The sequence below is a fragment of the Roseicyclus sp. genome (assembly GCF_052168335.1).
Taxonomy (GTDB): domain Bacteria; phylum Pseudomonadota; class Alphaproteobacteria; order Rhodobacterales; family Rhodobacteraceae; genus Roseibacterium.
Genome location: NZ_JBQLZP010000570.1, coordinates 1 through 11,677, shown reverse-complemented (window position 1 = coordinate 11,677; position 11,677 = coordinate 1). Strand labels below are relative to the sequence as shown.

Genomic DNA, 11,677 nt, shown 5'->3' with positions numbered 1-11,677 from the left:
GCCGCGCTGTCGGCTGCTTGGGCCGGCTCGGCGGCGGCGGGGGGCGCGTTGCGGCGGGCCTCCTCCTCCTCGCGGCGGCGGCGGTCTTCCTCTTCCTTGGCGCGCAGGGCCTCCTCGCGCTCGCGTTCCTCGCGCTCGCGGGCCTCGGCCTCGGCGCGGCGGCGGGCGCGCTCTTCCTCGCGCTCGCGTTCTTCCGCGGCGCGGCGTTCCTCTTCCTCGGCCTCGCGGGCCTTGGCGGCCTGGAGGGCTCTCAGACGGCGCTCGAGCTCGGCGTCGGGAACCGCCTTGTCGCGCTTCCCACCCTCGGCATTCTGCGCAGCAGCGGACTGTGCGCCGGGCTTCGGCACCACCACGCGCTTGCGCTTGGTCTCGACGACGACGCTCTTGGTGCGCCCGCGCGAGAAGCTCTGGTTCACGCGGCCGGACCGCGCGCCGCCAGAGAGGCCAAGGGGTTTCTTTCCGTCCGTGTCGCTCATGCGTTCCGTTCGTCTTTCCCGGCGGGCTTTCCGCCGTCTGCCTTGCGCAGGCCCCTGAGTTTCGCCGCACCCTCTACAACACGGGGGGAGAGACCGCCAGCGGCAAGCGCGCCATGTATCACACTTTGGCGTCCGAATGCCAAACCCAATTCCCGGGCCGTCAGGACGCTGAAGTAGCGGGCGCCCGTCGGCGTCCAGAGCTTCGTTTTTCCCCGCTCCGACCCGTCGGTCGCCTGCAGGAGGACGGCCACGTTTCCGGCCGCGAGCCAGTCCTTCACCTTCTCGAAACCGGCCACGGCCTCGCCGGCCTTGCGCTTGAGCGCGATGAGGTCGGTGAGCCTGCGGACCAGCGCGGCCTCGACCCTGTCGACGAGGTCCGGCGGCACCGTCACCGGCTGTTTCGCCGCACGTGCGAAGAGGTTCTTCGCCACGGCCTTTTCGATCGCGCCGCGGTCCGCCGCGACCCAGATCCCCCGGCCCGGCAGCTTCTCCAGCACGTCGGGCGCGATCTGCCCGTCGGGCCCGACCACGAAACGGATCAGACCCTCCTTGGGCTGCGTCTCGCGGGTGACGATGCAGCGCCGTTCGGAGCCCTCGTCACCCTCTGTCCTGCGGCCGCCCCGCGTCATCGCGGCGCCCCCCCGGTCCCTGGCCTCAGCCTTCGGCCTCGAGCTGCGCGGCCTCCGCCTCGGCGGCGGCCTGCGCCTCCAGCTCCTCGATGCTGACCCAGCCGAGCTTGACCCGGGCGGTCATCACCATGTTCTGGGCTTCCTCGAGGGACACGTCGAAGGGCTCGAGCAGACCGTTATCCTTGATCCGCTGACCGTCTACCGTGGTCCAGCCGCCGGCCAGTTCCCAGTCGGCGCAGGTGGCGAAGTCCTCGAGCGTCTTCACGCCGTCCTCGCCGAGCGCCACCAGCATCTGGGGGGTGAGGCCCTCGAATTCAATGAGGGTGTCCTCCACGCCCAGCTCGCGGGCCTTCTCGAGCGCCTTCTTGTTCTGCTCCTCGAGGTAGTCGCGGGCGCGGGCCTGAAGCTCTTCCGCCGTGCCCTCGTCCACGCCGTCGATCACCAGCAGCTCGTCCATGTCGACATAGGCCACCTCCTCGAGCGAGGAGAAGCCCTCGGCCACGAGAAGCTGGGCGAAGAACTCGTCGAGGTCGAGCGTGTCCATGAAGAGGCGCGTGCGCTCCTCGAACTCGGCCTGGCGGCGCTTGGATTCCTCTTCCTCGGTGAGGATGTCGATGTCGAGGCCGGTGAGTTGCGAGGCGAGCCGCACGTTCTGGCCGCGCCGCCCGATGGCGAGCGAGAGCTGCTCGTCGGGAACCACGACCTCGATCCGCTCGGCGTCCTCGTCGAGAACCACCTTCGTCACCTCGGCGGGCTGGAGCGCGTTCACCAGGAAGGTCGGTGCGTCCTCGTTCCACGGGATGATGTCGATCTTCTCGCCCTGGAGCTCGTTGACCACCGCCTGCACGCGGGAGCCCCGCATGCCGACGCAGGCGCCGACGGGGTCGATGCTGCTGTCGTAGGAGATGACCGCGATCTTCGCGCGGCTGCCGGGGTCGCGGGCCACGGCCTTGATCTCGATGATGCCGTCGTAGATCTCGGGCACTTCCATCTTGAAGAGCTCGGCCATGAACTCGGGCGCGGTGCGGCTGAGGAAGACCTGCGGGCCGCGCGTCTCGCGGCGCACGTCCTTGATGTAGCAGCGCACGCGGTCGCCGTTGCGGTAGCTCTCGCGGCCGATCTTGTCGTTGCGGCGCAGGACGCCCTCGCCCCGGCCGATGTCGACGATGACGTTGCCGTATTCCTCGCGCTTGACGATGCCGTTGATGATGGTCCCGGCGCGATCCTTGAATTCCTCGTACTGGCGGTCGCGCTCGGCCTCGCGGACCTTCTGCAGGATCACCTGCTTGGCGGACTGCGCGGCGATCCGGCCCATATCGACGGGCGGAACCTCGTCCACGATCGTGTCGCCGACCTTGGGATCCTCGAGATACTGCTTCGCCTGCGCGACGGTCAGTTCGGCCTTGTCGTTCTCGACGAGGTCGTCCTCGACCACGGTGCGCACGCGGGTGAAGGTCGCGCGGCCCGTCTTGCGGTCGATCTTCACGCGGATGTCGAGGTCGGCGCCGTAGCGCGACTTCGCGGCGCGCGCGAGGCTCTCCTCCATCGCCTCGATCACGAGGGACGGGTCGATCATCTTCTCCCGCGCGACGGCCTCGGCGGTCTGCAGAAGCTCGAGCTGGTTGGCTGACGTGATGGCCATCTTTAGTTGTCCTCCGCCTCCGAGGTCACTTCCTCGATATCGTCAAACTTGGTTTCGTCGATGATGCCGGCCGCCTTGCGCGCACGAAGCATCTCCCGGATCAGGTCGTCGGTGAGCACGAGCTTGGCGTCCGACAGCCAGTCGAAGTGCAGGCCGATCGTGCCCTCGTCGACGTTGAGGAGCACCTCGTCGCCCTCGACGCCCGCCAGAACGCCCTTGAAGCGGCGGCGGCCGTCGATCATGTCGGTCGTCTCGATCCTGGCCTCGTGGCCCTCGAAGGTCTCGAAGTCCTTGAGCCGCGTCAGCGGCCGGTCGATGCCGGGGCTCGACACCTCGAGCGTGTAGGCGTCCTCGAGCGGGTCCTCCACGTCGAGCACGGCCGAGACGGCACCCGAGATCTCGGCGCATTCGTCCACCTCGATGCCGCCGTCGGGCCGTTCCACCATGATCTGGAGCGTCTTGGTCTGCCCGCCCATCAGCCGGATGCGCACGACCTCGAAGCCCATCCCCTCGATCACGGGGATCAGGATCTCGGCCATGCGACGGTCGATGGACGTCTTGGCGATCAGGTCGTTCATGTGCGGTTTCGGGGTCCCCAGAAACGAAAAAGCGGGCCGAGCGGCCCGCGAAAGTCCCGGTGGAGCCCCGGGTGTGGACCCCGAGGCGCCGCTGTTCTCGCGCATATAGGCGGAATCAGGGGGCGGCGCAAGGCGTCATGTCCGTGGCATCCGTAGCGCAAGATCGGGACCACGCGAGCACTTATCCACAGGCCCCTTCTACATTTCGTGGATATGGTTGTGTGCTGAACGATATCCGGTGCGAGCGCCTTGACGCACGCCGACCACCGTATGGTAGAAAATGAAAGCGCGAGGTGCTCTCAACACCTCGCGCTAGGTAGCAACCCCATTCAGGGGCAACATTGTGAATTCACACTCTGCATCTTGCATTGTTTGGATTCGCCGTCAACGCCTCTGAATGTCTCACTCACGGAGGTATACATCGTGAGCAACAGACAGCCGAGTTATCGGCTCAACGAGGCTGACGCAGTTCAGATCTGGCTGCGTCACTGGGCTGGTGAGTTCCAGAACCGCATCGCAGCATCGTTCGATGTAAATCCTGGGCGCGTCAATGAAGTGATCAAAGGTCGTCGTTTTCCGAACGCGCGCGCAATCGCGGCGTCTTTGAGGAAGACTCGCCATTGATCCGTTTGGCGGGGCGGCCGGCTTGTTCGCCCCGCCTACCCGCAGCGCACCTCGGCGATGTCGCCGTCTTCGCCGATGACGAAGTTGATCCGGTCGGGGTTGAAGTCCATCGTCACCGCCTCGTCGGGGCCGTAGACGCGCTTGGGCTGGACGAGGCGGAGGTCCTCCGCCACCGAGCGGTCGCGGCCGACGAGGTGGCTGTAGGCGGACGCGCCGCAGGTGTCGTCCTCGGCCACGACGGGCACGCAGGCCGGCATGGCGCCCAGGATCGCGGCGCCGAGGGCGAGGGGAACGAAACGGATCATCTGCATGGCATCCTCCGTTGCCTGTGGGAAAAGTTTGGCACAAGGTCGCGCCAGGACAACCGATCAGTGAGGAGATGGTTCAATGCGTACACGTGCCGCCGTTGCGGTCGAGGCCGGCAAGCCCCTGGAGATCATGGAGGTCAACCTCGACGGGCCCAAGGCCGGCGAGGTCCTCGTCGAGATCAAGGCCACCGGCATCTGCCATACCGACGAATTCACCCTCTCGGGCGCCGACCCCGAGGGGCTGTTCCCGTCGATCCTCGGGCACGAGGGCGCAGGCGTCGTCGTGGAGGTGGGCGAGGGCGTGACGACGCTCAAGCCGGGCGATCACGTCATCCCGCTCTACACGCCCGAATGCCGTCAGTGCCCGTCCTGCCTGTCGGGCAAGACCAATCTCTGCACCGCGATCCGCAACACCCAGGGCCAGGGCCTGATGCCCGACGGAACGACGCGGTTCTCCATGCTCGATGGCACCCCGATCTTTCACTACATGGGCTGCTCGACCTTCGCCAATCACACGGTCATGCCCGAGATCGCGCTCGCCAAGGTGCGCGACGACGCGCCCTTCGAGAAGATCTGCTACATCGGCTGCGGCGTGACCACCGGGATCGGCGCCGTCATCAACACCGCCGGGGTCGAGATCGGCTCGACGGCGGCGGTCTTCGGGCTGGGCGGCATCGGTCTCAACGTGATCCAGGGCCTGCGCATGGCGGGCGCCGACATGATCATCGGCGTCGACCTGAACGACGCCAAGGCCGAGATGGCGCGCAAGTTCGGCATGACGCACTTCATCAACCCCTCGAAGATCGACGGCAGCGTGGTGCAGGAGATCGTCAATCTGACCAAGCGCGGCGCCGACCAGATCGGCGGCGTCGACTACTCCTTCGACGCGACGGGCAACGTGAAGGTGATGCGCGACGCGCTGGAATGCTCGCACCGCGGCTGGGGCGTCTCGGTCATCATCGGCGTGGCGCCCGCGGGGGCCGAGATCTCGACGCGGCCGTTCCAGCTCGTGACCGGGCGGGTCTGGAAAGGCACGGCCTTCGGTGGCGCCAAGGGGCGGACGGACGTGCCGAAGTTCGTGGACTGGTACATGGACGGCAAGATCGAGATCGACTCGATGATCACCCACACGATGCCGCTCGAGGACATCAACAGGGCCTTCGATCTCATGCACGCGGGCGAGTCGATCCGCTCGGTCGTGGTCTACTGACGGCCGGGATGACCCTGGTGCTGCGCGAGGCGGTCCGTGGCCCCGACGACGAGACCGTCTGGCGCATCCTGAAGCCCGCGGTCGAGGCGGGCGAGACCTTCTGCGCCGACCCGGCAGGGGGCAAGGCGGGCGGCCTGAGCTACTTCTGGCCGCCCTCCGCGCGGGTCTGGATCGCCGAGGCCGAGGGTGCGCCGCTCGGCTGCTGCTACCTGAGGCCGAACCAGACCGGCAACGGCGCGCATGTCTGCAACGCGGGCTACTGCACCCTGCCCGAGGCGCGGGGGAAGGGGATCGCGCGGGCGATGCTCGACCACACGCTCGCCGAGGGGCGGGCGCAGGGCTACCGCGCGATGCAGTACAACTTCGTCGTCTCCACGAACACGCGCGCGGTCGCGACATGGGAGCGGGCGGGGTTCCGCATCGTCGGGCGATTGCCGGGCGCGTTCCGGCACCCGACGCTCGGCTTTGTCGACGCGCTGGTGATGTGGAAGGACCTTCGCGATGGGGCCTAGGGGCGCGGCGATCCTCCCTCTCGCGCTCGTCGGGGGAACGCAGGCCGGGGCGGCGCCGCTCCTGACGCTCGACGCGGGGGGCGCGGCGTTCGAGCTCGACCGCGCCACCGTCGCCGCCCTCGAGATCTCGGAAAGCGGGGGCATCACGGATGTCTTCCTGCGCCTGCTGCCGCAGGCCTCGGGCGGTCTCGACGGCTTTGCCGCGGGCGTGGAGGGCGAGCTGCACCTCGGCATCTGCGGCGCGCGCGTCAGGGGGGCCGCGGTGCATCTCGAGGCGGGAAGCGGCACGATCTACCTCGCGAACACGACCGCCATCCTGGCCGAGGCGCTCCGGGCGCTCTGGCATGGCCGGGCCAGCTGTGACACGCTGGGGCCGGAGGTATTCGGGCATGGCGACTGACACACCGCTTCTCGCGGTCCTGATCGACGCGGACAACACGTCCCACAAGCACGCGAAGGCGATCTTCGAGGAGATCGCGAGCCTCGGGGAGGCGAGCGTCCGGCGCATCTACGGCGACTTCTCCTCGACCCACATGAAGGGCTGGTCGAACGTGCAGGCGGAGTTCGGCATCGTGCCGCACCACCAGCCCGCGAACACCGTGGGCAAGAACGCCTCGGACATCGCGCTGGTGATCGACGCGATGGACCTGATGCATTCGGGCCGCTTCGACGGCTTCGTGCTGGTGAGTTCGGACAGCGACTTCACGCGGCTGGCGAGCCGGCTGCGCGAGCAGGGGCTCGAGGTCTACGGCATCGGCCAGCAGAAGACGCCCGACGCCTTCCGCAAGGCCTGCAAGCGGTTCATCTTCATCGAGAACATCCTCGGCGAGGACGAGAAGGAGGAGCGCACCGCCGAGACCGGCAAGACGGTCGAGAAGCGCCCGCTGCAGGAGGCGCGCGACCTCGTCTACCGGGCGATGGAGGGGATCGAGCAGGAGGACGACTGGTACTCGCTCGGCCAGATCGGGCAGTTCCTGACCTCGGCCAACCCCGACTTCGACACCCGCACCTACGGCAAGCGCAAGCTTTCGGACCTGGTGCAGAGCCTGCGGACGCTGGAGGTGAAGCGGGGGCAGGGCAACCAGCTCCTGGTACGGCGCATCGACTGAGGGGGTCGCCGCCCTGCGCGCGGCGCATCGACTGAAGGGGTTTCGCCGCCCTGCGTGCGGCGACCGGCGAAGGCGCGGTGTCGGGTCCCCGTTCCGGGAACCGCTCCACCGCGCCTGTCGGGGGCGCTGCCCCCGGCGCCGCGGGGCGCGGCGCTCCCCCGGAGTTTTCAACCAGGATGAAGGGGGGGTCAGTTACCCGTCTCGCCGAAGGTGTCGCCCGGGGCCGCGGGTGCCATGATGAAGGCGAGGTCCCAGCGTTCACTTTCGGGACCGATGAGCATCAGCTCCGGCGTGCCGAGCCAGACCTGCCGCCCGCCGAGGCGCCGGAAGATCGGGCCGCTCTCGCGGGCACAGGCGCGGTAGGCCTCGGCGCCCGAGCACTCGGTCCCGTCGTCGTAGGCCGCGCGCTCGCGGAAGCGGAGGAGGTTCAGCATGTGCACCGGCCCCTCGCGCTCCATCGCGCGGAAGGCGGCGAAGCTCTCGCGGGTCGGATCGACGTGGCCGGCCATCTCAGGCGCGGCGGTAGCGGGCGAGGAAGGTCCGGACCGCCTCGGCGGCGATGCGGTCGATCTCGGCCTCGGGCGGGTCCTTCTCGATGCCGAAGAGAACCTTGAGCATGAGATCGGTGCGGCAGAGCTGCGCGAGCTGGTCGGCGGCGAGCGCGCTGTCCTCGATGTCGAGGACGTGGCGGGCCCTGGGGCTGTCGAGATACTGCGCGATCTTGCGGCCCCATTTCCGCGGCCCGCTGTCGTAGAAGGCGCGGCCGAGCTCGGGGAAGCGCTGCGCCTCGGCGACGCAGACGCGGAACATGTCCTGGCCGAAGCGCGAGAGGATGAAGGTCATCAGCGCCTTGCAGATGACGTGCAGCGTCTCCTCGACGCTGAGCTCGCCCGCGTCCATCAGGAACTCGACCTCGGCCTGCTGGGCGCATTCGGCCTCGAGCACGGCCAGGAAGAGGTGCTGCTTGTCGGGGAAGTAGCTGTAGAGCGTGGCCTTCGAGACGCCCGCGTCGCGCGCGATCTCGTCGACGCTGGCGCCCTCGTAGCCCTCGCGCAGGAACACCGCGCGCGCGCCATCGACCACCTGGTCGAACTTGCGACCCTTCTTGATCCGAGCTTCGGCGTTCATGCGATGTCCCCTTCTGGGAGTTGAATGTAAACCATTCGGTTCACTTTCGACAAGTCCCCGGGCCTTCGCGTGCGCGGCACGGCTGGACTCGGGCCTCGCCGCGTCGTAGCGACGGCGCGTCATGCTCGAGATCTTCCTGAAGACACTTCCGTTCTTCGCCCTGATCGGCCTCGGCTACCAGGCCTGCCGGACCGGGTTCTTCACGGCAGAGGCGGCGGCCTACCTCACGAAGTTCGTCTTCTACTTCGCGCTCTCGGCGATGCTGTTCCGCTTCGCGGCGAACCTGTCGCTGGGCGAGATATTCGACTGGTGGTTCGTGGCGGCCTACCTCTGGGGCTGCTTCGTCGTCTACCTGATCGCCACCGCGGTCGCGATGCTGCGGCGGAGGCCGGTGGGCGAGGCGGCCTTCGAGGCGCAGTGCGCCACGATCGGGAACACGGGGTTTCTCGGGGTGCCGATGCTGGTCGTGCTGCTGGGGGAGGCGGCGGCGGGGCCGGTCCTGATGGTGCTGACGATCGACCTCGTCGTGTTCTCGTCGCTCATCGTGATCCTCGTCACCGGCAGCCGGGAGGGGCGTGTCCGGCTTTCGACGATGCGGAGCGTGGGGATCGGACTTCTGAAGAACCCGATGATCGTGTCCATAAGCCTCGGCCTCGCCTGGTCGGCGACCGGCTGGGACGTGCCGGGCCCGGTGAACGAGTTCCTCGGCATCCTCGGCGCGGCGGCGACGCCCGGCGCGCTCTTCGCCATCGGCGCGTCGCTGGCGGGCAAGTCGGCGGAACGTCTGTCGGTCGCGGGGTGGCTCAGCTTCTGCAAGCTGGTGCTGCACCCCGCGGCGGTGGCCTTCGCGGCGCTCGTCCTCTTCCCGGTCGAGCCCTTCGACGCGGCGGTGATGATCGCGGCGGCCTCGCTGCCGGTGGCGGGCAACGTCTACATCCTCGCGCAGCACTACGGGATCGCGCCGCAGCGCGTCTCGGCCTCGATCCTGATCTCGACGGCGGTCTCGATCCTGACCGTCTCGGCGGTGATCGCCTGGGTCTCGGGCTACGCGGGGATCACGGTCGGCCTCTGACGGGTTGCGGCGCGGGTCGCGCGCGCGCTACCGATGGAGCGTGCCGCAACAGGGGACCAGCATGGACACGATTTCCGAGAACCGGTGCTTCGGGGGGACGCAGGGCGTCTACCGGCACGCCTCCGACGCCACGGGGACCGAGATGACCTTCGGCCTGTTCCTGCCTTCGGAGGCGGAGGAGGGGCCGGTGCCGGTCCTGTGGTACCTCTCGGGGCTGACCTGCACGCACGAGAACGCCATGGTGAAGGCGGGGGCCCAGGCATGGGCGGCGGAGCAGGGCATCGCGCTGGTATTCCCCGACACCTCGCCACGGGGTCCGGGCGTGCCGGACGACGCGGCCTACGATCTCGGGCAGGGCGCGGGCTTCTACGTGAACGCGACGCAGGACCCCTGGGCCGAGCATTTCCAGATGTGGGACTACGTGACCGAGGAACTGCCGCGCGCGCTGTTCAGCCGCTTCGCGCTCGACGAGGAGCGGCAGGGCATCACCGGGCATTCCATGGGCGGTCACGGCGCGCTGACCATCGCCATGTCCTTCCCCGACCGCTTCGCCAGCGTCTCGGCCTTCGCGCCGATCTGCAACCCGAGCGACAGCGACTGGGGCCGCAAGCAGTTCACGGCCTATCTCGGCGAGAACACCGCGCTGTGGGAGCCGCATGACGCGACGCTCCTGATGCGCGGGCGCGGATTTCCGGGGCCGGTCCTGATCGACACCGGGACGGCGGACCAGTTCGGCGACCTCCTGAAGACCGAGGCGCTGGCCGAGGCGATGGTCGCGCGGCGGCAGAACGGCCAGATCCGGATGCAGCCGGGCTACGACCATTCCTACTTCTTCGTGTCGAGCTTCATGGAGGATCACGTGAGTTTCCACGCCGAGGCGATGTACGGGGCGCGGTCATGAGCGGCCACGTGGAGGCCGTCGTCCTCGATGTCGGGAACGTGCTTCTGGAATGGGCGCCCGAGCGGCACTACGACCGCACCATCGGCGAGGCGCGGCGCCGCGCGCTCTTCGCCGAGGTGGACCTCGCGGGGATGAACGAGCGCGTGGACCTCGGGGAAGGGTTCCGCGACGTGATCTACGAGATGGCCGAGCGGCATCCCGACTGGCGGGCCGAGATCCGCGACTGGCACGACAGCTGGATCGAGATGGCGAGCCCCGCGATCCCGCGGACGGTCGAGCTGATGCGCGCGCTCCGGGCGCGCGGCGTGCCGGTCTACGCGCTGACGAACTTCGGCACCGAGAGCTTCGCCTTCGCGCAGACGCGCTACGACTTCCTCAACGAGTTCGACGGCGCCGTGGTCTCGGGGCACCTGGGCTTCATGAAGCCCGACCCGCGGATCTACGAGGCGGTGGAGCGCATGGCGGGCGTCGCGCCCGAGCGCCTGCTCTTCACCGACGACCGGGCCGACAACATCGCCGCCGCGCGGGCGCGGGGCTGGCAGGTGCATCTCTTCGAGGCGCCGGAGGGGTTCGCCTCCGTGCTCGCGGCCGCGGGCCTTCTCGACGCCGAGGGGACGGCGGCATGAGCGTCACCATCGTCGCGGCCGAGGTCGAGGCGCGGCTCGACTGGCTGGAGCTGACGCGCGCACTCGAGGCCGGGCACCTCCTGCCGCGGGCGGAGGTGGGAGACACCTTCCTCTACCGGGGCGCCGACACGCTGCTGAGCCGGGCGGCCTGGATCGACGGGATGGGCGCGCTGGTGAAGACCGCGACGGTCTTTCCGGGCAATCCCGGCAACGGGGTGCCGAGCGTCAACGGCGGCGTCAGCCTCTATTCGGATGGAGACGGGCGGCTCGAGGCGATCCTCGATTTCCACCTGGTGACGAAGTGGAAGACGGCGGGCGACAGCCTGCTGGCCGCGCGGAGGCTGGCGCGGCCGGACAGCGACACGATCCTGATCGTCGGCGCGGGCACCGTGGCGCGGAGCCTGCGCGAGGCTTATGGCGCCGCCTTCCCGCGCGCGCGGTTCCGCATCTGGAACCGTTCGGCCGAGGCCGCGCGGCGGCTGGCGGCGTCCTTTCCGGACACCGAGGCGGTGACGGATCTGGCGGAGGCCGCGGGCGGCGCCGACATCGTCGCCTGCGCCACGATGTCGAGGGAGCCCGTGCTCCTCGGCGCCTGGCTCGCCCCCGGCACCCATGTCGACCTGATCGGCGCCTACCGCCCGGACATGCGCGAGGCGGACGACGAGGTCCTGCGGCGCGGGCGCCTCTTCGTCGACGCGCGGCACACGACGATCGGACATATCGGCGAGGTGGAGATCCCGCTCAAGGCGGGTGTCCTCTCGGAGGCCGACATTCTCGGCGACTACTACGATCTGTCCTCCGGCGCCTATGCGCGCGGGTCGGACGAGGAGATCACCGTCTTCAAGAACGGCGGCGGAGCGCA

16 protein-coding genes are annotated in these 11,677 nt (G+C 68.9%); 9 read left to right on the top strand and 7 right to left on the bottom strand.

Features of this window, described 5'->3' with window-relative positions; genetic code table 11:
• The 4 genes from ACTS11_RS17585 to rimP form a co-directional block, all read right to left on the bottom strand.
• Positions 1-476, bottom strand: a 476-nt coding sequence (locus tag ACTS11_RS17585) for a translation initiation factor IF-2 associated domain-containing protein (protein WP_442641594.1), incomplete at its 3' end; no start/stop codon positions are given.
• The gene (locus ACTS11_RS17580; protein WP_442641593.1) at positions 473-1,105 is read right to left on the bottom strand and encodes an RNA-binding protein; all 633 of its coding nucleotides are present in this window, start codon (positions 1,103-1,105) and stop codon (positions 473-475) included. The genes ACTS11_RS17580 and ACTS11_RS17585, both read right to left, overlap by 4 nt.
• A gap of 25 nt (positions 1,106-1,130) precedes the next feature.
• Positions 1,131-2,747: a transcription termination factor NusA gene (gene nusA, locus ACTS11_RS17575; protein ID WP_442641592.1), complete on the bottom strand. Its 1,617-nt coding sequence runs from the start codon at positions 2,745-2,747 to the stop codon at positions 1,131-1,133.
• A gap of 2 nt (positions 2,748-2,749) precedes the next feature.
• Complete coding sequence (gene rimP / locus ACTS11_RS17570) at positions 2,750-3,325, bottom strand: ribosome maturation factor RimP (protein ID WP_442641591.1); 576 nt, start codon at positions 3,323-3,325, stop codon at positions 2,750-2,752.
• 423 nt (positions 3,326-3,748) lie between these two features.
• On the opposite strand from rimP, the gene ACTS11_RS17565 reads away from it, so the two are divergent.
• A complete protein-coding gene (locus ACTS11_RS17565; protein WP_442641590.1) occupies positions 3,749-3,949 on the top strand; it encodes a hypothetical protein in 201 nt (66 codons plus the stop codon).
• A gap of 35 nt (positions 3,950-3,984) precedes the next feature.
• On the opposite strand, the gene ACTS11_RS17560 is transcribed toward ACTS11_RS17565, so the two are convergent.
• On the bottom strand, positions 3,985-4,254 hold the full coding sequence (locus ACTS11_RS17560) for an I78 family peptidase inhibitor (protein ID WP_442641589.1): 270 nt from the start codon (positions 4,252-4,254) through the stop codon (positions 3,985-3,987).
• 82 nt (positions 4,255-4,336) lie between these two features.
• Here ACTS11_RS17560 and ACTS11_RS17555 point away from each other — a divergent pair, with 82 nt between their 5' ends.
• The 4 genes from ACTS11_RS17555 to ACTS11_RS17540 are packed head-to-tail and all read left to right on the top strand — an operon-like array spanning position 4,337 to position 7,088.
• Complete coding sequence (locus ACTS11_RS17555) at positions 4,337-5,467, top strand: S-(hydroxymethyl)glutathione dehydrogenase/class III alcohol dehydrogenase (RefSeq protein ID WP_442641588.1); 1,131 nt, start codon at positions 4,337-4,339, stop codon at positions 5,465-5,467.
• 8 nt (positions 5,468-5,475) lie between these two features.
• Positions 5,476-5,979 carry a GNAT family N-acetyltransferase gene (locus ACTS11_RS17550; RefSeq protein WP_442641587.1) on the top strand — a complete coding sequence of 168 codons (504 nt, stop codon included), beginning with the start codon at positions 5,476-5,478 and terminating at the stop codon, positions 5,977-5,979.
• On the top strand, positions 5,969-6,379 hold the full coding sequence (locus tag ACTS11_RS17545; RefSeq protein ID WP_442641586.1) for a hypothetical protein: 411 nt from the start codon (positions 5,969-5,971) through the stop codon (positions 6,377-6,379). Before ACTS11_RS17550 ends, ACTS11_RS17545 begins: the two co-directional genes overlap by 11 nt.
• Positions 6,369-7,088: an NYN domain-containing protein gene (locus ACTS11_RS17540; protein WP_442641585.1), complete on the top strand. Its 720-nt coding sequence runs from the start codon at positions 6,369-6,371 to the stop codon at positions 7,086-7,088. The genes ACTS11_RS17545 and ACTS11_RS17540 overlap by 11 nt, the downstream gene beginning before the upstream one ends.
• A gap of 188 nt (positions 7,089-7,276) precedes the next feature.
• On the opposite strand, the gene ACTS11_RS17535 is transcribed toward ACTS11_RS17540, so the two are convergent.
• Together ACTS11_RS17535 and ACTS11_RS17530 are read right to left on the bottom strand one after the other, a co-directional pair.
• Positions 7,277-7,597, bottom strand: a complete 321-nt coding sequence (locus ACTS11_RS17535; RefSeq protein ID WP_442641584.1) for a hypothetical protein — start codon at positions 7,595-7,597, stop codon at positions 7,277-7,279.
• 1 nt (position 7,598) lies between these two features.
• Entirely contained in the window at positions 7,599-8,216 is a 618-nt protein-coding gene (locus ACTS11_RS17530; protein WP_442641583.1) for a TetR/AcrR family transcriptional regulator, read from the bottom strand.
• A 121-nt stretch (positions 8,217-8,337) separates the two neighbouring features.
• On the opposite strand from ACTS11_RS17530, the gene ACTS11_RS17525 reads away from it, so the two are divergent.
• From ACTS11_RS17525 to ACTS11_RS17510, 4 genes are all read left to right on the top strand, one after another.
• Complete coding sequence (locus ACTS11_RS17525; RefSeq protein WP_442641582.1) at positions 8,338-9,288, top strand: AEC family transporter; 951 nt, start codon at positions 8,338-8,340, stop codon at positions 9,286-9,288.
• Between the two features lie 61 nt (positions 9,289-9,349).
• Positions 9,350-10,189 (top strand): S-formylglutathione hydrolase, encoded by an 840-nt coding sequence (gene fghA / locus ACTS11_RS17520; protein WP_442641581.1) that lies wholly within the window; start codon positions 9,350-9,352, stop codon positions 10,187-10,189.
• Positions 10,186-10,815 (top strand): HAD family hydrolase, encoded by a 630-nt coding sequence (locus ACTS11_RS17515; RefSeq protein WP_442641580.1) that lies wholly within the window; start codon positions 10,186-10,188, stop codon positions 10,813-10,815. Before fghA ends, ACTS11_RS17515 begins: the two co-directional genes overlap by 4 nt.
• On the top strand, positions 10,812-11,677 hold an 866-nt coding region (locus ACTS11_RS17510; protein ID WP_442641579.1), incomplete at its 3' end, for an ornithine cyclodeaminase family protein. The genes ACTS11_RS17515 and ACTS11_RS17510, both read left to right, overlap by 4 nt.

Excerpts from the sequence above, each read along its gene's own strand:
- ACTS11_RS17580 (WP_442641593.1), bottom strand. The coding sequence starts at position 1,105 with ATGACGCGGGGCGGCCGCAGGACAGAGGGTGACGAGGGCTCCGAACGG.
- nusA (WP_442641592.1), bottom strand. The coding sequence starts at position 2,747 with ATGGCCATCACGTCAGCCAACCAGCTCGAGCTTCTGCAGACCGCCGAG.
- rimP (WP_442641591.1), bottom strand. The coding sequence starts at position 3,325 with ATGAACGACCTGATCGCCAAGACGTCCATCGACCGTCGCATGGCCGAG.
- ACTS11_RS17560 (WP_442641589.1), bottom strand. The coding sequence starts at position 4,254 with ATGATCCGTTTCGTTCCCCTCGCCCTCGGCGCCGCGATCCTGGGCGCC.
- ACTS11_RS17555 (WP_442641588.1), top strand. The coding sequence starts at position 4,337 with ATGCGTACACGTGCCGCCGTTGCGGTCGAGGCCGGCAAGCCCCTGGAG.
- ACTS11_RS17550 (WP_442641587.1), top strand. The coding sequence starts at position 5,476 with ATGACCCTGGTGCTGCGCGAGGCGGTCCGTGGCCCCGACGACGAGACC.
- ACTS11_RS17545 (WP_442641586.1), top strand. The coding sequence starts at position 5,969 with ATGGGGCCTAGGGGCGCGGCGATCCTCCCTCTCGCGCTCGTCGGGGGA.
- ACTS11_RS17540 (WP_442641585.1), top strand. The coding sequence starts at position 6,369 with ATGGCGACTGACACACCGCTTCTCGCGGTCCTGATCGACGCGGACAAC.
- ACTS11_RS17535 (WP_442641584.1), bottom strand. The coding sequence starts at position 7,597 with ATGGCCGGCCACGTCGATCCGACCCGCGAGAGCTTCGCCGCCTTCCGC.
- ACTS11_RS17530 (WP_442641583.1), bottom strand. The coding sequence starts at position 8,216 with ATGAACGCCGAAGCTCGGATCAAGAAGGGTCGCAAGTTCGACCAGGTG.
- ACTS11_RS17525 (WP_442641582.1), top strand. The coding sequence starts at position 8,338 with ATGCTCGAGATCTTCCTGAAGACACTTCCGTTCTTCGCCCTGATCGGC.
- fghA (WP_442641581.1), top strand. The coding sequence starts at position 9,350 with ATGGACACGATTTCCGAGAACCGGTGCTTCGGGGGGACGCAGGGCGTC.
- ACTS11_RS17515 (WP_442641580.1), top strand. The coding sequence starts at position 10,186 with ATGAGCGGCCACGTGGAGGCCGTCGTCCTCGATGTCGGGAACGTGCTT.